The organism is Nostoc sp. MG11, assembly GCF_014904695.1.
Taxonomy (GTDB): Bacteria; Cyanobacteriota; Cyanobacteriia; order Cyanobacteriales; family Nostocaceae; genus Komarekiella.
Genome location: NZ_JACXXN010000045.1, coordinates 13,314 through 38,903, shown reverse-complemented (window position 1 = coordinate 38,903; position 25,590 = coordinate 13,314). Strand labels below are relative to the sequence as shown.

At 41.5% G+C, this 25,590-nt stretch carries 22 protein-coding genes and 1 pseudogene; 7 read left to right on the top strand and 16 right to left on the bottom strand.

Features of this window, described 5'->3' with window-relative positions; all coding sequences use genetic code 11:
- The first annotated feature begins 261 nt into the window (after positions 1-261).
- Together HCR01_RS31345 and HCR01_RS31340 are read left to right on the top strand one after the other, a co-directional pair.
- Positions 262-1,146 carry a LysR family transcriptional regulator gene (locus tag HCR01_RS31345; protein WP_193199904.1) on the top strand — a complete coding sequence of 295 codons (885 nt, stop codon included), beginning with the start codon at positions 262-264 and terminating at the stop codon, positions 1,144-1,146.
- A gap of 303 nt (positions 1,147-1,449) precedes the next feature.
- Positions 1,450-2,706 (top strand): alkaline phosphatase PhoX, encoded by a 1,257-nt coding sequence (locus HCR01_RS31340; protein WP_193199903.1) that lies wholly within the window; start codon positions 1,450-1,452, stop codon positions 2,704-2,706.
- A gap of 145 nt (positions 2,707-2,851) precedes the next feature.
- On the opposite strand, the gene HCR01_RS39290 is transcribed toward HCR01_RS31340, so the two are convergent.
- From HCR01_RS39290 to HCR01_RS31325, 4 genes and pseudogenes are all read right to left on the bottom strand, one after another.
- Positions 2,852-3,037, bottom strand: coding sequence for a hypothetical protein (locus tag HCR01_RS39290; RefSeq protein WP_226889775.1), 186 nt, complete (start codon positions 3,035-3,037; stop codon positions 2,852-2,854).
- A 61-nt stretch (positions 3,038-3,098) separates the two neighbouring features.
- Positions 3,099-3,284, bottom strand: a complete 186-nt coding sequence (locus HCR01_RS39285) for an HNH endonuclease (protein WP_226889774.1) — start codon at positions 3,282-3,284, stop codon at positions 3,099-3,101.
- A 5-nt stretch (positions 3,285-3,289) separates the two neighbouring features.
- The gene (locus tag HCR01_RS31330; RefSeq protein WP_193199902.1) at positions 3,290-3,652 is read right to left on the bottom strand and encodes a hypothetical protein; all 363 of its coding nucleotides are present in this window, start codon (positions 3,650-3,652) and stop codon (positions 3,290-3,292) included.
- Between the two features lie 168 nt (positions 3,653-3,820).
- Positions 3,821-4,083 (bottom strand): annotated as a pseudogene (locus HCR01_RS31325) (Txe/YoeB family addiction module toxin).
- Between the two features lie 436 nt (positions 4,084-4,519).
- Here HCR01_RS31325 and HCR01_RS31320 point away from each other — a divergent pair.
- Complete coding sequence (locus tag HCR01_RS31320; protein WP_193199901.1) at positions 4,520-5,587, top strand: hypothetical protein; 1,068 nt, start codon at positions 4,520-4,522, stop codon at positions 5,585-5,587.
- Positions 5,588-5,798: 211 nt separating this feature from the next.
- Here the strand turns inward: HCR01_RS31320 and HCR01_RS31315 are convergent, their stop codons facing one another.
- The 9 genes from HCR01_RS31315 to HCR01_RS31275 all read right to left on the bottom strand — a co-directional run bounded on the left by HCR01_RS31315 (position 5,799) and on the right by HCR01_RS31275 (position 18,528).
- Complete coding sequence (locus HCR01_RS31315) at positions 5,799-6,194, bottom strand: type II toxin-antitoxin system VapC family toxin (protein WP_193199900.1); 396 nt, start codon at positions 6,192-6,194, stop codon at positions 5,799-5,801.
- On the bottom strand, positions 6,181-6,444 hold the full coding sequence (locus tag HCR01_RS31310) for an AbrB/MazE/SpoVT family DNA-binding domain-containing protein (protein ID WP_193199899.1): 264 nt from the start codon (positions 6,442-6,444) through the stop codon (positions 6,181-6,183). The genes HCR01_RS31315 and HCR01_RS31310 overlap by 14 nt, the downstream gene beginning before the upstream one ends.
- A 174-nt stretch (positions 6,445-6,618) precedes the next feature.
- Positions 6,619-8,022 carry a ferredoxin:protochlorophyllide reductase (ATP-dependent) subunit N gene (locus tag HCR01_RS31305; protein ID WP_193199898.1) on the bottom strand — a complete coding sequence of 468 codons (1,404 nt, stop codon included), beginning with the start codon at positions 8,020-8,022 and terminating at the stop codon, positions 6,619-6,621.
- A gap of 119 nt (positions 8,023-8,141) precedes the next feature.
- Positions 8,142-8,936 (bottom strand): DUF5331 domain-containing protein, encoded by a 795-nt coding sequence (locus HCR01_RS31300; protein ID WP_193199897.1) that lies wholly within the window; start codon positions 8,934-8,936, stop codon positions 8,142-8,144.
- Positions 8,937-8,968: 32 nt separating this feature from the next.
- The gene (bchL, locus tag HCR01_RS31295; protein WP_320073221.1) at positions 8,969-9,835 is read right to left on the bottom strand and encodes a ferredoxin:protochlorophyllide reductase (ATP-dependent) iron-sulfur ATP-binding protein; all 867 of its coding nucleotides are present in this window, start codon (positions 9,833-9,835) and stop codon (positions 8,969-8,971) included.
- Positions 9,836-10,407: 572 nt separating this feature from the next.
- On the bottom strand, positions 10,408-10,662 hold the full coding sequence (locus HCR01_RS31290; protein WP_162399732.1) for a TIGR02450 family Trp-rich protein: 255 nt from the start codon (positions 10,660-10,662) through the stop codon (positions 10,408-10,410).
- 729 nt (positions 10,663-11,391) lie between these two features.
- Entirely contained in the window at positions 11,392-12,381 is a 990-nt protein-coding gene (locus tag HCR01_RS31285; protein WP_193199896.1) for a PRC-barrel domain-containing protein, read from the bottom strand.
- Between the two features lie 58 nt (positions 12,382-12,439).
- Complete coding sequence (smc, locus tag HCR01_RS31280; protein WP_193199895.1) at positions 12,440-16,078, bottom strand: chromosome segregation protein SMC; 3,639 nt, start codon at positions 16,076-16,078, stop codon at positions 12,440-12,442.
- Between the two features lie 395 nt (positions 16,079-16,473).
- Positions 16,474-18,528, bottom strand: coding sequence for a tetratricopeptide repeat protein (locus HCR01_RS31275; RefSeq protein WP_193199894.1), 2,055 nt, complete (start codon positions 18,526-18,528; stop codon positions 16,474-16,476).
- A gap of 362 nt (positions 18,529-18,890) precedes the next feature.
- Between HCR01_RS31275 and HCR01_RS31270 the strand changes: the two genes are divergently transcribed.
- Entirely contained in the window at positions 18,891-19,799 is a 909-nt protein-coding gene (locus HCR01_RS31270) for a hypothetical protein (RefSeq protein WP_193199893.1), read from the top strand.
- 63 nt (positions 19,800-19,862) lie between these two features.
- On the opposite strand, the gene HCR01_RS31265 is transcribed toward HCR01_RS31270, so the two are convergent.
- From HCR01_RS31265 to HCR01_RS31255, 3 genes are all read right to left on the bottom strand, one after another.
- A complete protein-coding gene (locus tag HCR01_RS31265; RefSeq protein WP_193199892.1) occupies positions 19,863-21,695 on the bottom strand; it encodes an aspartate kinase in 1,833 nt (610 codons plus the stop codon).
- Between the two features lie 319 nt (positions 21,696-22,014).
- A complete protein-coding gene (locus HCR01_RS31260) occupies positions 22,015-22,584 on the bottom strand; it encodes a Uma2 family endonuclease (protein WP_193199891.1) in 570 nt (189 codons plus the stop codon).
- Positions 22,585-22,838: 254 nt separating this feature from the next.
- Positions 22,839-23,228 (bottom strand): agenet domain-containing protein, encoded by a 390-nt coding sequence (locus tag HCR01_RS31255; protein WP_193199890.1) that lies wholly within the window; start codon positions 23,226-23,228, stop codon positions 22,839-22,841.
- Between the two features lie 343 nt (positions 23,229-23,571).
- Here HCR01_RS31255 and HCR01_RS31250 point away from each other — a divergent pair, with 343 nt between their 5' ends.
- The 3 genes from HCR01_RS31250 (at position 23,572) to HCR01_RS31240 (ending at position 25,589) form a co-directional block, all read left to right on the top strand.
- Entirely contained in the window at positions 23,572-24,960 is a 1,389-nt protein-coding gene (locus HCR01_RS31250; RefSeq protein ID WP_193199889.1) for a hypothetical protein, read from the top strand.
- A gap of 65 nt (positions 24,961-25,025) precedes the next feature.
- Positions 25,026-25,166, top strand: coding sequence for a hypothetical protein (locus tag HCR01_RS31245; RefSeq protein ID WP_193199888.1), 141 nt, complete (start codon positions 25,026-25,028; stop codon positions 25,164-25,166).
- A 168-nt stretch (positions 25,167-25,334) separates the two neighbouring features.
- Positions 25,335-25,589: a DUF4212 domain-containing protein gene (locus HCR01_RS31240; RefSeq protein WP_193199887.1), complete on the top strand. Its 255-nt coding sequence runs from the start codon at positions 25,335-25,337 to the stop codon at positions 25,587-25,589.
- Position 25,590: the final 1 nt, after the last annotated feature.

The window sequence follows — 25,590 nt, the reverse complement described above, 5'->3', positions numbered from 1 at the left end:
AAACCAACTGCACGCAGCATTGCTCTATTGGGCGATCGCTGCACTCCTTGCGTCACTACTTGGCTTCTCAAATTCTCCGACATCTTTATTTCCTTCCTTTTGCGATAAAAGTCGTCGCATTGCTTGAATAAGCTGGAGTATACTTCTCCGGCATAACTCTGACTACTTCTGAAATCTGTGTATGAGTATCATAAGCAGCCAATTTTCAGATGTCCAATATATATTTATTAGAAATTAAGACTTATAAAATATCAAAAAAAAATGGAATTGCGACACTTGCGCTACTTTATCGCTGTCGCTGAGGAACTCCACTTCAGTAGAGCCGCAGAGCGATTACACATTGCTCAACCACCCTTAAGCCAGCAAATTCAGCAACTAGAAGCGGAACTGGGGGTAGAACTGTTTCACCGCAAAACTAAACGACAGGTACAGCTAACGGAAGCTGGACAAGTATTTTTGCAGGAGGCTTATCAACTTTTAGCTCAACTAGAAAAGGCAATTGAGCTAACTCAACGAACTGGACGGGGTGAAAAGGGACAATTACGAATCGGGTTTACCAGCTTGGTAACTTACGATTTGCTTCCTGTGATTTTGCGGCGGTTTCGAGAACAGTTCCCAGAAGTAGAGTTAGTGTTGCAGGAATTAACAACGGCTCAGCAAGAGCAAGCACTAAAGGACGGCCACATTCATGTAGGCTTTGCTCATCCACCTTTAGAAGACAACACACTTAATCAAGAGTGTATTCAGCAAGAAGCCCTAATTGTGGCTATGTTTGAAACTCATCCTTTAGCTGAACAAAAACGTATATTAATGCGATCGCTCTCAAACGAAAATTTCATTATGTTCCCCCGCCATTTAGGTCCTGGACTTTACGATCAAATAGTGAGCCTTTGCCAGCAAGGGAATTTCAGCCCAAAAGTAGCTCAAGAAGCAATCCAAATGCAAACAATCATTGGATTAGTGTCAGCAGAAATGGGGATTGCGATCGTGCCGTCTTCTTTGCAAAATCTTCAGAGATCTGAGGTAGTGTATCGCTCTTTAGAAGAAAATACACCATTAATAGAAACAGCTGTGGTGTGGCGACAAGAGGATATGACACCCGTCCTACATGAGTTTCTACAAGTTGTGAAAATTGTTAGTCGATAATTTCCACATTTTAGCTAATGGTCTGCATTCAGCTAAATATGCTATGTTCTGGCAATTAAGTTTTTTTGTTTAAAAATAATAAAGGACAGGTTAAGCTTTTAATCACACGATAAACTATCCTTCGACAAAAATATTCATTTTTTATTAACGACAAAATATAGATTATTAAATAATAAAAATTTTAACCTTGTTTCATAAGATTATCTTAGTTTTACCTTAACTCAAATCACTTAAATCCTCTCCATAATGGCTATCGATTAATTCTGTTGTCGGTAGACTTTATTCCAAAATTAAGGAGGATGAATGAACTTATCAAGGCGTCAATTTTTTACCCTAGCAGGCACGGGAACTGCCGGGGCTTTAATGTTATCCCCATTGCAGGCTTTCTACGCTGAGCGAACTTTAGCAGCCGGCCCTTATGGTTCTCTTCAATCTGATCCTCGCGGTGTTCTGGATTTGCCCACCGGATTTTCTTATGTGAGATTGTCTGAGACGGGACAAACAATGACCGACGGCTACAGAGTTCCAGGTGGACATGATGGTATGGCCGCCTTTCCAGGAGCTAATGGCACTACAATTCTGATCCGTAACCACGAACTCAACCCAGCATCAAGTACCAGCGTTGGCGCACCTAGTTCTAAGAAATACGACACTCAAGGTAAAGGTGGTACAACAACTTTAGTAGTCAGTTCCACCCGCACTTTAATCAGGCACTATGGTTCTTTAGCAGGCACTTACCGCAACTGCGCTGGTGGCCGAACACCTTGGGGATCTTGGCTCAGTTGCGAAGAAAGCTTTGAAACTGGTAACAAAAAGCATGGCTATGTATTTGAAGTACCTAGTAGTGCAACTGGATTCGTTACGCCTGTCCCCCTTGTGGCAATGGGTCGATTTAATCATGAAGCAGCCGCAGTAGACCCTAACACAGGCTACGTATATATGACCGAAGACAGGGGCGATGGCTTGTTATATCGCTTCGTGCCCAACATACGGAATAACTTGAGTGCAGGTGGTAGGCTATATGCTTTGAGAATTACCTCTAGACCAAAAGCAAATACTACAACCGGTTTTACAGTAGGTCAAGCCTTTGCAGTGGATTGGGTTCAGATTACTAACCCCGATCCTTCTACTGATACAGTACGGGTTACGGGCTTTAATTTAGGAGCTGCCAAGTTTTCTCGTGGCGAAGGTATCTTTTATGGCAACGGAGATATGTATTTTTCCTGTACTAATGGCGGTAGTGCTGGATTGGGCCAAATTTGGCGCTACACTCCTGCAACCGAAACACTCCGGCTGTACATACAACCTAACAATGCAGGTACTCTAGATTTCCCAGATAACATTGTCGTTGCACCCAACGGTGATTTGTTCCTCTGTGAAGATGGCGGTGGAACAGACTTTATTGTCGGAGTTACGCCGACTGGCGCACTCTATAAATTTGCTCGTAATGCGTTGAACTCAAATGAGTTGACCGGGGTTTGTTTTTCAGCCGATGGACGAATCATGTTTGTGAATATGCAGACACCAGGAATTACCTTTGCTATATCTGGCCCCTGGTAGGTTTAGGTGTTATTTTATTTCCATAGAGTGAGCATTGCACACTTTATGTAATTTTATCTGGCTGATATCACGTTGAGGCGATCGCTCCGTTTACTCTGCGGTTCGTTAAAAAAGAGCGATCGCCTACACTAAGTAACTATACTCTTCAATCTTCTGGAGGATGCCAATCCGCAAGTACCCAATAACTGCGAACTTCCAAAGCATCAGGATCATCACTCAAACGTAGAGATACAACAGTTGCCCTACCAATAGGTGTTTTGCCAACAATGCATAGACCATCTTCAGTCCAGCAAAAATGCTCAAACCAGACTTGGGTACGAGGATTAAACAAACTTACTGTTTCGCTTGTTTCTGGATCAACTCCTGTAGTTTTATCGCTTTTGTAGCTATTACTAAAGCGGACAAGCTAGCCACAAGTTCGATTCATCATTGCTACCACCTTTGGAGATAGGGATAATGTGTTCAATTTCCAAACGTGCCATCACTAAACGTTGAGGACTCAAGCAATAACCACAGCAGTTTTGAGCAGCAGCGCGGACACAACGTTCTATCTCTACAGGAATATAAAAACGAGCCATTGCTGTTAATTAATAGCAGGTTTCAAACCACGTTCAACAGCCACTTTTAAGGCTCTCGCTTTACTTACCAAACCACGTCGGTAGATCTGCATGAGTTGATCTAGTTGACGAACTTCTACATCATTAAGCTGTCCTTCTCGATGACGCGCTAACAGATCACTGAAAACCTCTTGTTGCTGAGTTTCCATCTGCATATCGCACATAGCCAAAACCTGCTCATCGGGTAATGACTCCAGAGGTAGTTCGCTAATAGCGCGGTCAATCCATTCTAATAACACATCTTCAAGTCGCCGATGTGTGAAAGCAGCAATTTCCTTTGCTTTTTGTGCCAGTGTTTCAGGAAGTTGAAGGGTGACAATTTCAGCCATTTTTTACCAGCTTGTCTTTTACCTCTTAATTGTAAGCGCGACTTTGCAGAAGTACTGGTGTGCATAGACGTAGAACGGTTTGTCGCCAGACATCGCCCTCTGTATTCTCTGCAATTTCTTAAAAAAGAGCGATCGCCTCAATTAAAAGAATATCTTACCTCAATATTTTTATTGATCATAATGATATTTACAAGACAAAATAATCAATAAATCTTCTTCCACTTTGTAAACTAATCTATGTTCATTTGTAATACGCCTTGACCAGTAACCTTGTAATTCATATTTTAATGGCTCAGGCTTCCTATCCCTGCAAAGCTATCTCTTTGTATATCTCTAATGAGTTCCAATATTTTTTTGAAAATCTTTTTATCTTCTGCCGCCCACTGACCTAGTTGTTCAAAAGCTTCTGGTTCAAAGGCAGCTTTTTTCATATTCATCTAAATCAACATAAATTAGGTTTTTTTTTCTACACTCTCCAAAGCTTTAAGCAGATGTTTTTTGTTAGTTTTTGATTTCAGAAGATAGGTAGTTTCATCTTCTTCATTTAGTGGTTCAACTAGTACGATGACTTCTACAACAGTTCCTTCTGGTAGTTCTGTTGCTGAAAGTTCAATCTTGCCATTTTTTCATACAATAGCCTTTTGTTTAATTCCACTAAGCATAATTCATATTTACTCCTATCTTTACCATCCTATTGTAACTGTATCTGACTGATGTAACGTTTGAGCGATCGCCCTCTTTTTCCTTTATGTTTTCTGAGGTTAGTTAAAAAATAGTGATCGCACTTTATTAGAAAAACTACAACTCTAATTGGGAATACTAAGTAAAGCGCGAGTATTTCCTGCATAGAAGCGATAGGAGAGGATTATGGAAACAATTACAGCAACATTTTCAATTCCTGATTGGATTAATGAAGGCTTGAAAACTAAAGCATACGAACGTGTTGGAGGTGTTATTCGTGATTTTCGGACAAAGCAGATAGTTGCTATGTTACGGGAAACAGTACCTCATATAACTCAAGCATCAACAATACTTTCTCAATTTGGTTCAACGGCAAGTATTCTTAATCTGGGTATTTCAGTAATAGGTTTTGCTATTGTAATCAAACGCTTAGGAGAGATTGAACAGCGCCTTAAACTTGTGCAAGAAGATGTCAAGAAACTGAATCGTAAATTTGACCTTTCTGTCTATGCTAATTTTCGTGCTGCTCTTGATTTAGCGCGTGATGCTTTTACAATGTCTAAACCTGAAAATCGTGTTAATATGGCGAACTTAGCCATTAACCGATTTTTAGAAGCTCAACATACTTATACTGCCTACTTCGATACATCGCTAGAAGAAGATATTCAAGTAGCTGATGAATATTTATTCTCCTTATTCTTAACCTACGTAGCTAGATCTAGTTGCTACTTGGAATTGGAAGAAATCGAAACTGCACGTCTTTGTCTGCAACAAGGTACAGAGTTTCTTAGTAGCTGCGTTAACAAATATTTTGATAAAGTGTTTTCTTATCTTAATGACGAAGAACAGGAAAAGTTTTACAAAAACTACCCTCTGTTACTTTCTGCTTCTTATATCACTGTCAATGGTGTGATTACCGGAATATTTAGTTACTTAGGCTATTTCAGTAAAGCATTACTAATAAAAGCATCTCCAGTATTGCACGTAAATTTCCTAGAAGAAGTATTATTACGGGTAACATCTAAAAAAGAAGAAGAAATAGTATTAGATAATGCATTGGAGAAAGTTGAAGCTATTATTGAAACCAATCGCCGTTTTGAAGCATATCAGACAGAGGTACAAGCAATATCCCAACTAGGAATCAGCTTCCATGACTGGCTGAAGTTAACTCCATCTAAAGAAACGAAACCAGAAGGTGCAGAATTGATGTACATAATTCCGTCTCAGCCTTTAGACTTGCAGGTATCTAGTTGAGACTGAAATTGCTTCACGTCCTTTGCGTCCTTTGCGGTTCGTAAAAAAGAGGCGAACTCGAAAGTTTGACCTTAATATAGTGTTATGGTGTTGCTCGATTAAAACCCGAATCCTTAATCTTTCAAATTATTATTTCGACGTAGTGGAAAAATTACCAACTCTTGAACATTTCTAGTTTTAAAATTGGTCGATTATTGTAATTTATTCCTACCTAAGCCAAGGGCTTTTGAACTTCGTACTGCGTTAGTCCCTTGGCTCTTTTGATAAACTTTTCATCAAATGTATAAAACTCAGAACAGTGCTGACTTTGAGCTAGATGAAAAGCATCAGCAAAATCTAAGCCATTTTCATACCACTGGATTAATTGAGCTATTAAGCTAGGATTAGTCAGGTAAATATTGGGTAAGCCAAATAGGTTTCTCAAAGCTGTACATATCTCATGTGGTTTAAATTTGTATGCTAACCTTAACACCCACTCAGTCTCAAGGATTACCGTATCTGCAATAAAAATATCTTGAGTCTGGAAAATTTCTCTGCTCTTTTGGAACTGTAATTCATCATCTTGAGTCAAAAATCTAACAATTATATTTGTATCAACCGCAATCATGCCACGATTCCTCTACACCTTGGCGAATTGCATTATCCATATCCTCAAGAGTTTTGGGTTTTCCTTGATATTTTAAGCAACCTGCTACAACCTCTAAAGTAGTTTCTAGAAAAGGTTTTTTAGGCTTTAAAAGAATTCCATCACCCATATCAATAATAATAAATTCTTGACCTACTTCCCATTGATGAGCTTCCCGCAAAGATTGGGGAATAATTACTTGTCCTTGAGGAGACAATTTTGTAATTTCCATTAAGTTAAGAAGTAAAAAACTAAGACTAATATACAAATTTTAGCATTTTTGATTATCCTAATTTTTCCTCTTACTCAGCGTCCTTTGCGCCTTTGCGGTTCGTAAAAAAAAGGCGAACCAAAGTTCGCCCCTACTAACATGGTGTTATGGTGTTGCTCGATTGAAACCCAAACCCTAAATCTTCGCTTCTTCCCGCACCAACTTATCCCAACCCAAATCTTTCAAATTGTTATTCCGACGTAGCGGACGTGTCACCAATTCCAAAACGTCACGCGCATTGGTAAAGCCGTGAATTTGAGCAAAAGTGAACTCCACAGACCACTTAGTATTAATACCGCGTGCTTCCAGTGGGTTAGCGTGAGCCATACCAGTAATTACCAAGTCTGGTTTAAGGTCATAAATCCGCTGAAGCTGGTTGTAATTATCTGGCTTCTCAACAATCTTTGGAAGGAGTGAACCCATTTCGTGGCAGGTTTTCTCCAGGAATGCCAACTCTGCCGCTTGATAGCGCTTATCCATGTAGGGGATGCCGATTTCTTGAACTGTCATGCCACAGCGCACCAAGAACCGTGCTAAGGAGACTTCTAGCAAGTTATCACCCATGAAGAAAACAGACTTACCGCGAATCAGTTTGACGTACTCTTCCAAGCCTTCCCAGATTTGTGCTTCCCGTTCATCCAAACCTGTGGGAGTAATGCCGAATACGGAGCAGATTTTCTCAATCCAAGCGCGGGTACCATCGGGGCCAATGGGGAAGGGTGAACCAATAAGTTTACACTTGCGGCGACGCATTAAGGTGGTAGCAGTGCGGCTGAGGAAGGGGTTGACACCAGAGACGTAATATCCTTCTTCCAGTACTGGCAGTTCAGTGAAGCGCTTCGCGGGTAGCCAGCCGGAAACTTTGACGCCTTGCTTCTTCAGTTCTAGGGTTAACTGAGTGACAACGGGATCGGGAAGGGAGCCGAAGAGAACCAGCGGTGGGTGATCTACATACTCAGATTCTTCTTGAGCGACATCTTCTTTCTTCTTACCGAAGTTGAGCAGCTTTTGAATGGCGTTACGTTCGTTTTTGTCTGTTTCCGCCACAGGAGACTTATCGGGACAACGATTAGCCATTGCGGCTAATACGGTGTCTTCTCCTTGAGTGAAAGCGTAATCTAGACCGTTAGCACGAGCCACGACGATGGGAATGCCGATTTCGCCTTCTAGCTTGGGTGCTAAGCCTTCCAAGTCTGTTTTGATGATTTCGGTAGTGCAAGTGCCAATCCAGACAATTACGCTAGGATTGCGATCGCGTTTAATCTGCAAACACAACCGCTTTAACTCTTCATAATCATTCAGCTGTGCTGAAATATCCCCCTCTTCCAACTCTGCCATTGCATAACGGGGTTCAGCGAAAATCATCACCCCCATCGCGTTTTGCAGGAAGTAGCCACAAGTTTTTGTCCCAATCACCAAAAAGAAGCTATCTTCAATCTTTTGGTATAACCACGCCACGCAGCTAATGGGGCAAAAGGTATGGTAATTCCCAGTTTCACACTCAAAGTTTAAAGCTTCTGGTTGTTGAGTGACAGTCATTTTGGTTTTTCTCCCCGTGATATTTAAAGCGTACAAGGCAGGTGAAATTAGGGGATGTTATGAGTTTTTACTAACTCCTAACTAAATTTTTCCCCTAAATTCAACAGGAACGGCAGTAATTAAGTGTTGGGGAAGAGACGGGCAATTTCTGATTCGTCAAAAACGCCAGCTGGCAGTTCTTCCCCTAATAAATCGTTATTCTCTTCACTCTTTTGCAGTAGTGCTGTCTCATCACCCCAGACATCTGACAACACGTCTCTAAACGCATTCTCGTCTATTGGATTGAGATCCTCAATTGTCTGGTCGTCATCCAGCTTTACTTGTGTTGCAGTTGCAGTATCGAAGGTAATACCCCCAAAATCATCTGCTTCTAAACTTGCTGTCTGGCGAGATTCGTCTTCCAAATTGTGTCCGTTGGATAACGAAATATCGCCAAGCTCATTTTGGGCTTCCTTCGACTTGCTTACTCCCAGCATTTGATGAGCAGAATCCACCGCCATTAACCCTTGAGCTACCGCCAACGACTCAAAGCCATTTGTATGAGGATGTGCCAAGGTTTCATCTTCAGGACTGTCATCCATGATCATCGCTGAATAATCTTGGTATTTCTCTGGTTCTGCTTTGGGAAGGATACGATGACCAAGAGCGATATCTGGGTCAAAATGCAAATCCAGCACCTCAATCAGGGTATCAGCGTCAGGATTGAGTTTGGCAAAGGGCAGCATTAACTGGGCTAGCTTGGGTTCTAGGGCGTTAACAACTCCCAGGATGAGGTAAGAAGGTGGTCGCTTCCCTCCATCAGGGGTGTACACTGATTCCACTTCCATGTGCAGGGTAATCCAGTCACGATTTGTCTGGAAAAATTGCAACCACTTTTGCTTTATTGAATCTGTAAAGCTGTGAAAGAAAGCCATATTATTGTCCCCCATCCTGAGAGCTTGGTGATTTATACAATCATCAAGTCTAGTTCCTCTTCTGAATTAGGAACCTGGGGTTTACCCGGATTTAGATAAAAATCGGACAACAAAGAGAACAATTCGCGGTCTGGAGCATCGTTAGGCACAACACCTTCGGGACGCGCTAAAATTTGGTCGGCGATATTGAGATAGTAGTCGCAAACGTAGTTCAGAGAAGGATCAGACTCAGCCATCTCAAACAAAGTTTTACCCTTTACACGAGAAACGCGGATATCTTCAATCAAAGGTAAAACTTCTAGAACTGGCATTGGCACAGCTTCTATATATTTTTCAATTAAGTCGCGCTTGGAGGTGCGGTTGCCAATTAACCCAGCTAGACGCAGTGGGTGAGTCCGGGCTTTCTCGCGTACTGAAGCCGCAATGCGATTGGCAGCAAACAAAGCATCAAAGCCGTTGTCGGTAACAATCAAGCAGTAATCTGCATAGTTGAGTGGTGCTGCAAATCCCCCGCAAACTACGTCGCCCAGAACGTCAAACAGAATGACGTCGTACTCATCAAAGGCGTTGAGTTCTTTAAGTAATTTTACGGTTTCGCCGACTACGTAGCCACCGCATCCAGCACCAGCAGGCGGGCCTCCAGCTTCGACGCAATCAACACCACCGTAGCCTTTGTAAATCACATCTTCTGGCCAGACATCTTCGTAGTGGTAGTCTTTTTCCTGGAGGGTGTCGATAATTGTAGGAATCAAAAACCCAGTAAGGGTGAAGGTGCTGTCGTGTTTTGGGTCGCAGCCAATTTGCAATACTTTCTTGCCGCGTTTGGCTAGGGCGACGGATATGTTACAGCTAGTTGTGGATTTACCAATACCACCTTTTCCGTAAACTGCTAGTTTCACTGTCGTTTGCCTCTTATAGTTTCTTGTCAAACTCGTGACTTAAACATTTGCCTTCGCCTAGCCTCAGATGGCGATGCGTTAGGTCTCGTGAGTGTCATTATTGTCCAAATCCGATGGAAAATAAAGTAGCTCTTAAGATGTAAAGCTGTCTTATATGCTGAATTGTAGCTTAATCAGGTGTTATTCGATTTATAACATCGTCAAAAAGATACATAGCTTTAAAAACAGACAATCAAAAGTTTTTATTGTTTGCTTTTATAAATAAAGTTACAAAATACAAAAAATCTGTAGTTGGCTTTTTTGAATGGTTTTCATCGAATTAACTGATTGTTATACATGGTAATTTCAGCAAATTAGGGCATGGAAGTCAAGACGAAGAGAGTTATACGTATGCCTATACTGAAAATACTGCTGCCATTTCCCATAGCAGGTAAATTGGCAGGTTTAAGTGAGGTGCCAAGATCATTTAATTGCTGATTGTGAGCTAGCGATCGCTAATTTGTAAACAATGATTAAATTACAAAATATTGTCTAAATTTATTACAATCTTTGGTTTGCACCAGTTCAGGTAATCAGGAAACGCCGCCTTCTATTTGTTCTATTTCCTGTAATGTTTGCCAGCCAGCTTGCCACTGAGAGTTATCTTGTAATAATTTTGCGTTGATCCAAAAGCGGACTTTAGGGTCACAAGCAGCAACCATTTCGGCATACACCCACTTACTCTGATTTTTACGGTTAACGACTTGGAAGTGTCGCCAACCATCAACTTTTTGCTGTGCTGTCCACTTAGAGCCAACGAGGTAAGGGAATTTTTGCTTTTTAGTCATTAGTCATTAGTCATTAGTCATTTGTTATCAGGAATTACTGACTGGAAACTTGAAAATTGTTCTAGTTTTTCTTCGGAATTTAGCGGTACAAAAATTGCTGCATAGGTATTAAATAAATCTGTATGGACAGAAAATGTATGCAAGTTGCTCAGATGCTAGTGGTCTATCGCATTAATTGTGCTAGGTTATTAGATCCCCGACTTCTTTAAGAAGTCGGGGATCTAATAACAGCCAACGAAAGTGCTGAAAAAATCAAGGACTAAAGTCCTTACCCAAGGGGAAAGTTAGTTGCTCATAGGAAACCCCCTTCTCTACGAGAGGCTCCGCCAACACGTAGGATTTCGTAGAGAAGACCGCGCTAACTTACTACAAACACGTATGACCATCAAAATTAATGGGACAGACCACTAGCTAAATTATCAAAAGCTAGTCAAGCTTCTGACCTAATGACTAAATTTTTATTACTAATATTTAGTACGTATGGCTACTTAATATATCTCCTACATAAAAAGCCCCCTCCCCGCAAGCGAGGCTACGGTGTACACACATCTCTATACAAAACCAAAATCGTTGTAGATCCTCCTAAATCCCCCTTAAAAAGGGGGACTTTGAGAGGTTTTTGCCCCCCTTTTGAAGGGGGGTTGGGGGATCAAAAGCCTGTGGGGCAACTCTAAAAGACTTGTGTGTACACCGTAGGCAAGCGAGGAGAGGGTTGGGGGTGGGATTAGCTTAATATCCGCCTTCTTCTTCGTATTCAGGCTGTCTTTCTTTGACTTTCTTGGGAATATTCACTGGCTTTGGCCCATCTTCCCAAGCATCGCCCTCGACATCATCATAATTGTCGTAATCTTCGGTGTATGGCTTGCTGTAGGGTTGAGATTCATATCTTGGCGGTTGTTGATACTTATCCCTACCCGTTGCCTCACTCCAATTATCTTCTTCCTCGTCTTCTTCGTATTGGATAGATTCGTATTGCCGCGCTTTCATTACCTGACGCTGCGGTATTTCTTCTTCTACATAGTCTTCAGTCCATTCTTCTTCCCGCGCTACGGGTTCGGGAGCGCGAACTTTTGGTCTGGGTGGCTGCAATGGCACTCCGCTGGGTAGTTGATTGGATGGTGCAACTGCGCGAGGGGTAGTATAACCGTATTCTTCTTCTGCATCGCGCTCCCACGGGGGTTTGCCAATACCTAGACGCTCTAGAAAACCGACTGTCAACTGGTTTACCCGTTCTTCGGCTCCCTCAAACACTATCAGCCTTTTGGGCCCAGTGCTAACGATTTCGTCTACTGAGAGTTCGTAAGTACTCAGCACTTGGTCGGGAATTTGTGGTAGTCCAAAAGAAGCAATCACTATGGAGTAAATCTTGCCAGTTTCGCCATTAAACTTGAAGCCCCGCACCTTGCCTAATACTTCACCTGTTTCTGTAATTACTTCCCAGTTAATCAGGTCGCCGTAAACTTCAATTTCAATATCTTCAAGTACGTCCTCGTTATCAACCAGGATGACATCGCCAATCTGGCTGATGTTGTTGAGGTACATATAGCGCGGTATGCCCGAAATAGAGATCAGGCTGTCTCGCAAACCAAGAGCCACAACCTCTCTTTGATCAATATCAACCCAGACTTGACTGACGATGCCTAGCCGCTTACCGTTGTCGCGGGTAATCACCTGGGTATTCAATATGTCGGAACGCCTAATTATCTGTTCAGAGGTCATTCTATACCGAGTCCTGATCTCGAATCCGGTTTATCTATACACTATTATTAACAAAAACTCAAGCAGATGTATTGGAGGATTGTAACTTAATACCCAAAACTTGGGTGTAAGCTCCTCGTGCTTGAGTAACGCCAATTGTGCGTTCGGCTGATTCTATCATCGGACGACGCAAACTCACAACTATAAATTGTGCCTGTTGTGCCTGTTGTTTAATCATTCTAGCTAATCGTTCTACGTTTGCTCCATCCAGAAACATATCAACCTCGTCAAAGGCGTAAAACGGCGATGGGCGGTAGCGTTGGAGGGCAAAGATAAAGCTCAAGGCTGTGAGTGATTTTTCTCCCCCAGACATGGAAGCTAAGCGCTGTACAGGTTTGCCTTTGGGGTGGGCGACTAAATTCAAGCCGCTGCTAAACGGATCTTCGGGATCTTCGAGTTGCAAGTAGCCATCACCATCGGAAAGGGTGGCGAAAATTGATTGAAAGTTTTCATTGACAGCATCGAACGCTTCTTTAAAAGCAAGTTGTCGCAATGTAGTAAAGTTTTCAATCCGCAAAAGTAGCTCAGTCCTTTCTCCTTCTAATGTCTGCAATTTTTGCGTAAGTTCTTGGAGACGGTTTTGGGTGCGTTCGTATTCTTCCAAAGCCAGCATATTTACGGGTTCCATTGCTTGCAAACGTTTGGAAAGCGATCGCAATTCTTTTTGCAATTCTTCCAAATCTACCTGATTTGGAACTTCCGGTAAAGGATTAGGCAATTCTGCTGCGACATCCCGCAACTGACTTTGCAAAGCAACTAGTTCTTCCCGGCGCTTCTCTTGAGTTTCTTGGAGTTTTTCTAGTTCCCATTCCAATTGTTGTTGACGCAAAAGATGCGATCGCACTTGTTGTTCTGTGGCGTCGCGTTTTCGTTTCTCTTCTCCTAAATTCTGTTCCATAAGGCTCAGCGTGGCGCGTGTTTCAGCTATTTGAGTGCTGAGTGCTGAGAATGAAGTGCTGAGTGAAGTTATTTGATTTTGTTGGGTTTCTTGCTCGTGATGATATTGGGTAATCCGTTGTTCTGCTTCTTGGATTCTCTCTTGCAGCCGTTGCTGCTGATTTTCCAAATTTTTTAATCTTTGCTCGGCTTCCCGTAATGCTGCCTCTCGCTGTTGTAATTGTTGCTCTTGTTCTTTAATAGTTGCTTGGATTTGTTGCCATTCACTAGGCGTTTGGGAAGATTCCAACTCTGCTAACACCTGTCGCAATTGCTGCAACTGACTTTCTTGTCCTGGTAATTCCCGATCTAAAACTTCTAAACGGGATTGAGCAACCGTGAATTTTTCGCTGTTTTGGGCGAGTTGCGATCGCGTCCCTGCTAATTGCGCCGTCAAACTCTTAATATCTTTCTGCAACTGCTCCAATTGCAATTGCTGTTCTCGCCGCGCCTGGCGTGCTTCTGTTACCTCTTGTGCTAGTCGTTTTGTCTTGGCTGACAAAGTAGCGATCGCTTCAGTACAACGCTCTAAAATTCGCTCAATGTCTACTAAGCGATTTCTCAAAGCAATTGCTTCGTCAGATTCCGCTGCTTCCGCATTACCAAACCGCAACGACGAACGCTGGGTATTGCTACCACCAGTCATTGCGCCACTAGTTTCCAACAATTCCCCGTCTAAGGTGACGATGCGATATAGTCCTAAGTTTTTCCGCGCCGCCTCAAGGTTAGCGAATACCACCGTGTTGCCAAAAATATAGCTGAATACGTCTTTATAGCGGCGATCGCAATCAATTAAATTTACAGCATAGTTAACAAAACCGTTCGCAAAACGTAGCGTTGCATCTTGAGTAAATTTCTGAGCATGAATTTTATTCAGTGGTAAGAAAGTTGCTCTCCCAGCACGTTTTTGTTTGAGCAGTTCAATACCCGCTGCGGCAATCCCATCATCTTCCACCACAATATGTCCTAAGCGTCCACCAGCAGCAATTTCTAAAGCTAGTTGATAGCGTGGTTCCACCCGTCCTAACTGCACAACTAAGCCACAAAGTCCAGGCATTCCTGATTGCAGAATGACTTTACTAGCTTGAGTACCTTGTACTTCTTGCTGTGCTTGCGCTTGCGCCTCTATTTTATCCAACTGCCGCTGTTTTTCCCGTTGCTCTTGCAAGAGCCGCTTTTGGGTTTCCTGTTGAATTTGCAACTCTTGTTCTGTAGCTGCGAGATTTTGGGCTAAATTTTGGATGGGTTCACTAGAAGCATTAAATTCTGTTTCAACTCGACTGCACTCGGCTTGTTTTTCTGCTAATTGGGGTTCGTCGCGTTCGATTAGCTGAGTTTGCTCTTGGATAAGTTGCTGTAATTGGTTATTGCGTTCCCTGAGTTGTGCTTGTTCTGTGCGTTGCGGTTCCAAAGTTTGCAGCAAAGTTTCAATTTGACGGTTTAATGCCGTCTGTTGCTGCACCCAAGCTTCCGAAGCCGAGGCAATTTCCGCTGCTGCTTCGCGGGAATTTTGTAGCGCTTGTTGTGCCTCATCCCTTTGCTGCTGTAGAGATGTTACGTGTAACGTCTCTACAATTTGTTGTTGTGCGGCTTGTTCAAGAGAATTTTGGTGTTGTTGAATTTCTTGCGCTTGTTGAGCCAGACGCTTGGCGGTTTCTTGCAAAGCCGTTTCTAATTCCGTTTGCTGGCGCTGGAGTTGTTTACGTTCCGCCTCTTGGGTAGCGAGAGTCGCTTGCACCGCCAAAAGTTCATCTTCTCCCAATGCTTTCACATGAGCATTGAGTTGTTCCAGTTCCGCGGTTTTTTGGGCAATTTCAGAATTGAGATTTGTGAGTTGGGTAGTGAGTTCAGCAGAATTGCGATCACCACTTTGAAGTTGCGTAACTAACTTTTCTTGTTGTGCTTGCAGAGAACGCCATGATAAAACCGCTTCCCAGGATTGTTTCTGGAGAAATTCCGTACGAAGTTTTTGATATTTTTCCGCTTTAGCACGGTCTTGGGAGAGGCGATCGCGCTGTACAGTTAATTCTGTCTCAATAATCCGACAGCTATCTTCCTTCTCCTTCACCTCATCCAAAGTTGCTTTAGCTTGATGAATCTTGCGATCAAACGCCGCCACACCAGCCAATTCATCAATGATTTCCCGTCTTTCCTTAGCATTCATCGAAATAATGCTAGTCACATCCCCTTGCAGCACGACGTTATAACCTTCAGGATAAACCCGTAAGTTACTTAATTCCTCATGCAACTCCGTCAGCGTGCAGCCTACACCGTTGATATAGTAATTCGACGTATAAGTCCCCTGGTGAGTGACTCGCAGCCTTCTAGTTACACTCCATTCTGTTGGGGACTGGGCATTGGGCATTGGGTGTTGGGAATTCTCCCCATCTTCATCTACCTCCTCTGCTTCCTCCTGACTCTGCGCCTCCGCGCCTCTGCGTGATAAATCCTCCCCCGACAAATCAAACGTCACCGTAACGCTAGCCTCAATAGAAGCCCGCCCCTTAGACGTTTGGGTATTATTTACCAAATCCGGCAGGCGATCGGCCCGCATTCCCTTAGAACTAGAGAGTCCCAGGCAAAACAGCAGTGCATCGAGAATATTAGATTTACCAGAACCATTTGGCCCAGATATGACAGTACACCCCGGCAGTAAAGGGACAGAGGTAGTACCGCCGAAGGATTTGAAGTTGGTAAGTTCCACGCGCTTGATATGAACCATAGGCGCTGGTTAACTGGGCTAATGAAGAACAAGTGTATCAATTAATTACAGATTCGCAAGAGGGTAGAGAGGAGAATTCAGGATTATCAAGCCACCATCGCCGTGCCAAGGTTCCCTCCGTTGAGGCGACTAGCGTGCCAAGGACGCAAAGAGGAGGTGAGGATAATTCAGCAGCGAATTTTATCAGGATGCAATGACAAAAGCACAGGAAAATGACTCTCAAATATCTACTGGATGAAAATGTTGCCCCTCTTTATCAGGTTCAACTCAAACGACAAAAACATGATTTAGTTGTCTGGGTAGTTGGTGATCCTGATTGCCAAAACTAGATATAACTCGCTCTGAATCTTCAATCGAGTTGCTGCAAGTATTCAAATCAATCTGTAAATTATAATTTAATTTTTTTCTCTTTTCCCAGATATAGCACGAGTAGTTTTAAGAGGTGCTGAATTTTGCAGATTTGCAATTTCCTTCTGTGCATCTTTATAACTATCTTTTTCTCCTTTTCTTTGAAACAGTTTGGCTGCTTTCTGAAAATCTTTGATCGCGCCTTTTTTATTCCCCACCCTAGCGCGAACTATTCCCCGATTGTAGTATGCTAAATCATAGTTAGAATTAATAGCGATCGCCTGAGAATAATCTTCATTAGCTGCTTTTTTATTTCCCATTTCCAAATAGGCGTTACCACGATTGTTGTAAGCCGCAGCGTCTTTAGAATTTAGCTCAAGAGCTTGGTTATAATCTTCAATTGCTCCTTTGTAATCTCCAAAAGAAAAGCGGTGTAGACCTCTATGGATGTAAGCTGCTATAAATTTACGATTAATTTGTAAAATTTTGTTATAATCTTCGGTCGCTTCTAGCTGTTCTCCTTGGTCACTATAAATATCACCACGATTAAGATAGGCTTCTATATATTTGGGATTGATATTAATTGCGTTCGTGTAATCTTTAATTGCAGCATCTTTTTGTTGATTAGCAACTTGAGTTAAACCTCGTTGATAATAGGCTTTGGCATCATTAGGATTAATCCCAATCACTGCATCAAAATCCTGAATTGCTGCTTGTCTAAGTTTGAGGCGACGACGAAGAATTCCCCGCTGTAAGTAGGCTTCGGTATAGTCAGGTTTAACAGCGATCGCTTTACTAAAATCCCCAATTGCTTTTTTATTATCTTTTAGTTTTATCCAGGTAAGACCCCGCCCATAATAAAAAAATGGGTTTTTAACATCAAGTTTTATTGCTTGAGTATAATCAGCGATCGCTTCTTTATACTTACCTAATTCATAAAGAGAAAATCCTCTATCATAATATGCATTAGCATCTTGAGGATTGAGCACAATCGCTTGGCTAGAGTCTGCTTGAGCTTTTTGGTAGTCTCCCAATCGATAAAAAGCATCGCCTCGCCTGTTGTAAGCCAGCGCATTTTGCGAATCTAATTCAATAGCTTGAGTGAAATCTTCTATTGCTTCTTGAAATTTCCCTCCTTCATATTTGCTTACTCCTTGCTTGTATAGTTTTTGAGCATTACTTATAGGTTTTGGCGGCTGGAAAAACCAAGTTCCGATACCAAGTGTGATGCAGCCAGCTATACCTGACAGCATTAACCAGAGTTTTTTCTGATTCTGTTTTTGTTGATCATATTCATGATTTGTTAACTGTTTTAAATCTTCTAAAACTTCGGTCGCATACTGGTAACGCTTGCGATAATTCAAGCGCACCATCTTATTAAGAATTTTTTCTAATTTTTTGGTAACTTCTATGGTTTTGTTATGCCAGATAATTTCGCCAGTTAGCTGATTTTTCTGATTTTTTAAACTGGATATCTCGTTTGTTTGTAAACCCATAATTGCTGCGATCGCAACTATACCTAAAGCGTAGATATCACTGTTATATTTTGGGTTTCCATGAGATTGTTCATCTGGCACATATTCAGAATTTTCAATACCAGTAATGATAACTTCCTTAACAATACCAAAGTCAACCAAAACTAACTTATTATCTGACTGTCTACGAATAATATTTGCTGGTTTAATGTCCCGGTGAATTACTCCTCGAACATGTACAAACACCAAAATTTCTAATATTTCTAATAAGAGACTAATTAGTTGGTCTTCCCTTAGAGGTTTACCCTGTAAAACTTCCTCCGTTAAAGGATTACCAGGTATGTATTCTTGAACAATATAGAATTCTTCCTTCTCTTCAAAATAAGTAACTAACTTCTGGATTTGGTTGTGTTCCTGTCCTAGTTGTTGCAAGGTTGTTGCCTTACTTGCAAACAACTGGCGCAGAATTTTTAAAGTTTGAGGATTGTTACTGGGAGGACGTAGCTGCTTCAATACGAATTTGCTGTTAGGAAGGCTAGTATCTTCAACTAGATAGGTTTGTGTTACTTCCTCCGTATTTAGAACTGTCAGTATTCGGTAACGTCCGTCCAACAGATGACTATTCATCAATATTAATAAGTTTTATTTTTAATTATTTGATTATAGTGTAAGTATTATCAATGAGTTTTATTAAATACAAACATAAAATTTAAGGTCATTACACTAGACTACAAGTATTAATAATTAGCTAAATTACACATATTTTTAGGTAATTATTTTTCTATATTGAAGGAATATAACAGACTCAATGGCAACTATTCTATCAGGTTTGAGTGAACTATGTGCAGCAAATAAGAGGTAAGTTTATGAGAGGGTTAAATATACAGATAATTTTCTCTATATTCTTCAGCAATCCCACTCATGACGTTTGATCCCAAAATGAGGTACAAAAGGGGCAATTTGAATTATCCAGAACCCCACATAAAAGATTGAAAATCAACGGATTTGGAGAAAACAAAGATCAGACCGTTACTGCGAAACGACAATTACTTAAGGCATTAAGTCGCCGCGACAAAACCGCTATAAATAGCTTAATTGCACGGTGGCAAACGATTCTGGGAGCAGAAAAGTTAACTGCTTTGATCGTTAACGAAGTAATGGTCGAATGCGATTCTGATAGCCACAGTTGGTTTTGTCAAACTTTTTTTGGACAATCCCAATATGCACAGATGCACCGAAAAGCCCAAAGTAACATTTTTAGAATTTTAGTTGGTGAAGGCTTGGAACCGGGCAAGGACTTCAGCTTTGGATTAGATGGCGAGATAATTATAAGTGATCGCGCTCAGCAAATCTTACTCAGCCAATTGCCAGAGGAACGCATATCCTCATTTGAGGCTCAATTGCAGTCCTCCCCAGTTCCAAGTCCAGTCGCCGCCATCGAACAGCAATTGGGGTGTCCATTTTTTACCAATTTGACAGAAATTGCAACTCGACAGATACAGATGCTAAGTAATTCCCAAGCAGCAGCTTATCTGGGAGTGCTGCTAGCTGGGTTGGTGAAGCGTCATCCTGCACTCCAGAGTGTGGACTTCCCTACACTATTCATTGTCAGCACTCTCGAAAGCTTATCGCCAGAAAGAGCAATGGCAATCCTCAACGATCCTCAAACCGATCCTGAGTTCGATGAGACTATCATTTTTCAACATTTATTAGCAGCAATGGAAGATACAGAATATCATCGCATTGCTGGTTTAGATGGTGTTATTAGTATCGAACATCTCAAAAAACTTGATTTAGTTTGGTGTGGCGATCGCCGGATTTCGGAAATCATCGCCATGATGGAAAAATGGCATTCCAGAAGACAAATCAGGAGCCAAGAGCCAGGAATTGGAAGTTAGAGCATAAAGAATTCCTAACTTCCTAAGCAAGAACTGATTGCAGGCAATAGTAAACTACTTTGTCTAGGCTGGTATAACAAATTTTTCGCTCCCAGCCAATCCAAAGGCAGCATGTATGGCTTGCAAAGCCTTAACACCTTCCTCTTGTGCTACGACGCAACTAATTTTGATTTCTGAGGTGGCGATCATTTGAATATTGATTCGGTTTTGGGCTAGCGCTTCAAACATTTTAGCGGCAACACCTGGTTGTCCCACCATCCCTGCACCCACAATACTCACCTTGGCGATCGCACTGTCTAAAACAACTTCACCCCATCCTAATTCTGTGGCTACTTGAGTGAGCATTGTTTTGGCGTTTTCTCCATCCATGCGAGCAACGGTAAAGGCAATATCTCGCCGGGGAATACCATCAATCACCCGACAGCGCTGAGATTGAATAATCATATCAACGCTTATGTTATGTCGTGCCAACAGTCCAAAAAGCTTCGCCGCCATCCCCGGACGATCTGGCAATTGACGAATCGCAATACGCGCTTGGTTCATATCTAGAGCGACGCCACGCACGGGGGGAAGACTGGGCAGAGGGGCGGAGGGGCGGAGGGGCAGAGGAGAATCTGTGCGTGGACTCACCCCAGCATCTATCTCAAAGGCTGTACGGAGTGCGGTGACAGCGCGATCGCACGCAGCAGCATGGACTACGCAACTCACTTTTACTTCACTAGTAGAAATCATTTGGATGTTCACCCCTGCCTCTGCTAAGGTGGCGAACATCTTGGCAGCTACACCAGGACGCCCAATCATACCTGCGCCGGCGATACTAACTTTGGCGATATTATGCTCTACCATTACCTCGGCTTCTTCCGATTTGGGATTAGATTGACTTCTCAGTGCTGGGGCGATGGCTGCTGCTACTGCTTCTGCTCGCTTTAATATTGGTGTTGTGACAGTAAAAGCAATGTCATTGCTATTACCTTCATGAATTGACTGAATAATCAAATCAACATCCACTTTTTGGCGGGAAATCTCGCCAAATAATCTTGCTGCTACACCTGGTTTATCGGGTACGCGCAATAGAGAGACTTTCGCTTGATCTGTATCAAATTCTACATTATCTACTGGACGGGCAATTTCTAAATTTACTAGCGATCGCCCTTGGGGTTTGAGCGATGTTACCCAAGTACCAGGGTCATCTGTCCAACTAGACCTAACTACTAAGGGAACACCATAGTTACGAGCAATTTCCACGGCACGAGGATGCAGTACTTTTGCCCCCAAGCTAGCCAGTTCCAGCATTTCATTGCAGGTGATTTCATCTATCAACTGGGCTTCGGGAACTAAGCGAGGGTCTGTAGTTAAAATCCCTGGAACATCTGTATAAATTTCACAAAAATTTGCCTGTATTGCTGCTGCTACAGCCACCGCGGAAGTGTCAGAACCGCCACGCCCCAGAGTCGTAATTTCTAATTCTCCATTGCTGGATATACCTTGAAATCCTGCTACGACAACTACTTTACCCTCATTAAGATGCCGACTAAGACGATCAGTTTCAATATGCAAAATTCGAGCGCGGGTGTGTTCAGCTTCAGTAACAATTCCTACCTGGGCACCAGTCATCGAAATTGCAGGCTGTCCAAGTTCCTGCAATGCCATGCTGACTAAGGCAATAGTTACTTGCTCACCAGTAGAAAGCAGCATATCCATTTCTCGGCGGCTAGGACTTGTAGAAATTTCATTAGCTAGTTTGACAAGTCCGTCAGTGGTTTTGCCCATTGCGGAAACCACGACTACAAGCGAGTTTCCTGCTTTAACAGTTTTGTAAACACGCTGTGCAACAGCCTGAATACGTTCGACTGAACCGACAGATGTACCACCGTATTTTTGAACTATGAGCGCCATAACTTTTATTCAATCAATTGTGCTGCTTTCATCAATGCCCCGCCGGGTCAAAAAGCTGTGCAAGCATTACCAGCTATTTAGTTTACTAAGTTATCAGAATCAGTTGACACGAAAAACCTGTAATTTATATTTTGTTAGCGATTTTTCGCATACCGATCTAATTTCATTAAGTCATCGTAAACCTGCCACCAGTAGTAAAAGTAAAAAATAGTGTACTCAGCGCTCAGCCAGATGAGGACGTAACGATAATTATACCCATACACTTCATGAGCGATCGCTCACCAATAAAACGCACCTAATGAATCGGCTCGCGTGATAATTATTCAAAAACTACATCTTCGTAAAGTGCTGGCATTGTTTCCTCAAAATCCACGCTGTGCAGTCGAAATGTTTTATGTTCCGATGTGTAGGATTGTAAAACCCATAGCCCTTGATCATTGCGTCGAAAACATTCAACTCGTTGACGCTTTGTATTAATTAGTACATACTCCTGGAGACTTTCCAAAACCTGATAATCGGCGAATTTGTCGCCCCTGTCAAAGGCTTCAGTTGAATTAGATAAAACTTCAACAATTAAACGAGGAAATCTTTTATAAGCTGGCGTTTCTTGGTCTCGTTGGTCGCAAGTAACCATAACATCGGGATAATAAAAGCGATTTAGAGATTCAATTCGTGCTTTCATATCAGCGATGTAAACACGACATCCAGAGCCGCGTGCATGATTACGGAGGAGAGCAAACAGGTTTCCGGCAATGGTGATATGTGCGTCAAGCGCTCCAGCCATTGCGTAGATATAACCGTCGATGTATTCATGTTTGACAGGGTTTTGTTCCTCTATTTGAACGTACTCTTCAGGAGTAAGGTAGTTTTGCTGGGGCGAGGCTATCATGGTTGAAACTTCAAAGCTTTAGTGATACTGATTTCTAGGGTAGCGTTTGCTGTTGATTAAAGTTGGTTTTTGAGTATTAATAAAATCCAACAAAAAAGACAAAAGAGATTATTTAGGCGAGCGATGTCTCCGACGGGCTACGCCTACGCCTTTACAACACCATCATTCAATAGTAGAAGAAATTATAAAACAATTTAAGGGACGACTTCTACAGGTGAAATCGTCCCCTTCAACTTATAAAAGTGAAATATTCCTTATCTGCTTACCCTTGCAGGTTCAACCCACTCATTCCAAGAGCTATCGTAGCCATCATAAGTAATTTTATAAAGATTGTTCCTAACTTCTAAAACTCGCCCTTGATACCATTTACCCTTCCACAAAATTCTTACTGAATCTCCCCTTTTAAATGATGCTCTAAAACGTGCAGTTTTAATCCATTCATTCCAGGAACTATCATAACCATCGTAGGTAATATAACACTTGTTATCATTAACATTAAGTACCGTTGCTGGATACCATTTTCCCTTCCAAAGAACCTCAGCTTTTTGTCCCACAGAGCATGGTGAAGCAGCAAAAGCGCTAGGAATTAATGTTCCTAACCAGGTTGCCATGAAAATACCAGTAAACAATAATTTCTTTTTCATTATTTTTTATCCTTAATCGGGAAAACCAAATTTTAATGATGATTAATGGAAATCTAATTCAAAACTTGCCACTAACTGTCACTATTTTTATGGATTTAAATCAGCGATCGCCTCAGCAATAATCACGAATTTACAACGCAGTATGTGAAGATAGCGCTAATTTATTCCGTATTTAATTTCAACAGTAGTTTTTGATATTACTGAGATTGATCTGGATAAAACGGTGATTAAAAAGTTTAATTTCACAATTTATTAATAATTTGCTAGCGATCGCAACTATTACCTATGGTACAATTGTACTATTAAAGATATTTAGCTTGACCTTTATCTGGAGGGTGGCAATATGACAAATAATCAAATATCTCTGCTAGAACTTATCGAAATTTTTGCAGAATATCGCAACAATATTATCGTCAATATTAAACACCTACAAGAACATTATCAGAGAACAAGTATTAAGCGAGTTAAAGGTGTTAGAGATGAAAACGGGGAACTCATCCAGCCTTGGCTGCGAACAGAACATATAGATAATGCCGAATATGTTGGCATGGGTGAGTTTGAGTTTAATCGTAACACTGCCACTATCAATATGCTTGTTAAACGTCAAGTCAAACTTGCCAAAATTGAAGACCAAACCCCCATTCTTGAGGTTGCAGGTTTGCTAGTAAATGACCTAAATACCTTTAATAATTACACGATTGTAAGTGACGGGAAAATCAACGTTAAGTCCTTACAAGTCAAAATTAGTAGTAAAAGAGCTTTTTATTTACTCAAGGAAAAAGGTATCTTAGATGCAGACAAATTCGACTTCCGTGTTGAATATACCATCAAGCTAGATAACTTGCCGCTTGTCCCTTTTGATAGACATTACAGCAATATTGATGGTTTTTTCAATCAACTAGCAGAAATTAAAGTACTTTCTAGTATTATTTCTGCTCACTTAAAAGGAGAGTCAGATGTATTTGTACCAGCACAATTGGATGAGTTAAAAAATCACTATGTTTCTAATAACGTTTACATCAACTTCCCTACAACCAACGAATACACTGACATCACAGAAGCTCTTGCTAATGGCACTCTTGATTCACGAGTAAGTTATAAAATCGACATCGGTAGTCAAGATATTCTCAACCTCAGCAAGTTGCATTCTGCCAACAAGTTTTTAAACAAGATGTATAGAGTTTATGACCAAGAAACTGGGGAGATTTTCGCTAAGCCGAGTTTTCATGTAGCGTTCAATCAAAATCTTGCCTTTAGGCACAAGCTACTATCATCCCGCATCAAGTTAACTAAAGTCGATGAGTTCATGAAACGAATTTTTGATGACTTTCTGGGACTTGAAAAGAATGGGATTGTTGCAGATATTCTCGTGAAAGTTGGTGCTGAGAGTTTGGCGCAATTATTGCAAGATAAACAAGCTGATAAGCAGATTAGCAAAGAGGAAATGATTGCAGCCTTAACAACGGCGAATACTAAGCTAGAGCAATATGCAGATAAAATTTACCGGGATAAAATTTGTCCTTTGGTATTCTACATTGGCTCTACTGGATTGTTGCCGGATGAAATAGCAGTCAAAGCCATGAATGCTGAGGAATTGGCTGCCAAATACCCTAATTTACAGTTTTCTAAAGATGAGAAAAAGGGGATATTTTTTGTAGTGGGTGATAGTATTATCAGCGTGTATGCAAAGACTGAATATTACAGCAAAAAGATTGCTGTTAGTGTAGGGTAATAAGACTTAAAAAGTCAGGCATAAATGCAAAATTGCTGAGGTCTTCTTAGCAATTTTGTACTTATATGCAGATCCATTGCTTTCAATATAGCTTCATCCATTTGCGAGAAATTCCGCAACGACAACACAATTTTATAAATGCGATCGCTTGCCACCAGCGCGAAGCTTTACTGTCGAAAATGCAAAAGGTGGGACAAACTGGGTAAAGTTGCTTTAACTGCGCGATCGCTTTGATAATTTTTTCCTTACTTAGTTAATTTTATTACTTAAACAAGAAATACTATTTAGTAAATAATAAAAAAAGTAACACATATTAAACAGTATAATATCGGCTTCTTGGTATTATTTTGATGCACTTACGACGATGAACAACAATGGACGAACATCAGCGCCGCTCTTATTGGCGTGCTAATACTGCTTTAATTCGTAATCTTTTAATTGTCTGGGTACTGGTTTCCCTAGTTTTCAGTATTTTGTTGGTTCAACCATTGAATGCGGTACGTTTTTTTGGCGTACCGTTTGGCTTTTGGATGGCGCAACAAGGATCAATTCTAGTATTTGTGGCATTGATTTTCATTTATGCCTTCCAAATGGACAAGCTAGACCGCAAGTATAATCTCAAGAAGTGAG

Bases quoted from the DNA above. Each gene is read 5' to 3' on its own strand.
- HCR01_RS31250 (WP_193199889.1), top strand. From the start codon at position 23,572: ATGACAAATAATCAAATATCTCTGCTAGAACTTATCGAAATTTTTGCA.
- smc (WP_193199895.1), bottom strand. From the start codon at position 16,078: ATGGTTCATATCAAGCGCGTGGAACTTACCAACTTCAAATCCTTCGGC.
- HCR01_RS31345 (WP_193199904.1), top strand. From the start codon at position 262: ATGGAATTGCGACACTTGCGCTACTTTATCGCTGTCGCTGAGGAACTC.
- HCR01_RS31310 (WP_193199899.1), bottom strand. From the start codon at position 6,444: ATGGAAATTACAAAATTGTCTCCTCAAGGACAAGTAATTATTCCCCAA.
- HCR01_RS31340 (WP_193199903.1), top strand. From the start codon at position 1,450: ATGAACTTATCAAGGCGTCAATTTTTTACCCTAGCAGGCACGGGAACT.
- HCR01_RS31320 (WP_193199901.1), top strand. From the start codon at position 4,520: ATGGAAACAATTACAGCAACATTTTCAATTCCTGATTGGATTAATGAA.
- HCR01_RS31245 (WP_193199888.1), top strand. From the start codon at position 25,026: ATGCAGATCCATTGCTTTCAATATAGCTTCATCCATTTGCGAGAAATT.
- HCR01_RS31240 (WP_193199887.1), top strand. From the start codon at position 25,335: ATGGACGAACATCAGCGCCGCTCTTATTGGCGTGCTAATACTGCTTTA.
- HCR01_RS31305 (WP_193199898.1), bottom strand. From the start codon at position 8,022: ATGACTGTCACTCAACAACCAGAAGCTTTAAACTTTGAGTGTGAAACT.
- HCR01_RS31260 (WP_193199891.1), bottom strand. From the start codon at position 22,584: ATGATAGCCTCGCCCCAGCAAAACTACCTTACTCCTGAAGAGTACGTT.
- HCR01_RS31255 (WP_193199890.1), bottom strand. From the start codon at position 23,228: ATGAAAAAGAAATTATTGTTTACTGGTATTTTCATGGCAACCTGGTTA.
- HCR01_RS39285 (WP_226889774.1), bottom strand. From the start codon at position 3,284: ATGGCTCGTTTTTATATTCCTGTAGAGATAGAACGTTGTGTCCGCGCT.
- HCR01_RS31300 (WP_193199897.1), bottom strand. From the start codon at position 8,936: ATGGCTTTCTTTCACAGCTTTACAGATTCAATAAAGCAAAAGTGGTTG.
- HCR01_RS31275 (WP_193199894.1), bottom strand. From the start codon at position 18,528: ATGAATAGTCATCTGTTGGACGGACGTTACCGAATACTGACAGTTCTA.
- HCR01_RS31330 (WP_193199902.1), bottom strand. From the start codon at position 3,652: ATGGCTGAAATTGTCACCCTTCAACTTCCTGAAACACTGGCACAAAAA.
- HCR01_RS31265 (WP_193199892.1), bottom strand. From the start codon at position 21,695: ATGGCGCTCATAGTTCAAAAATACGGTGGTACATCTGTCGGTTCAGTC.
- HCR01_RS31315 (WP_193199900.1), bottom strand. From the start codon at position 6,194: ATGATTGCGGTTGATACAAATATAATTGTTAGATTTTTGACTCAAGAT.
- HCR01_RS31290 (WP_162399732.1), bottom strand. From the start codon at position 10,662: ATGACTAAAAAGCAAAAATTCCCTTACCTCGTTGGCTCTAAGTGGACA.
- HCR01_RS31285 (WP_193199896.1), bottom strand. From the start codon at position 12,381: ATGACCTCTGAACAGATAATTAGGCGTTCCGACATATTGAATACCCAG.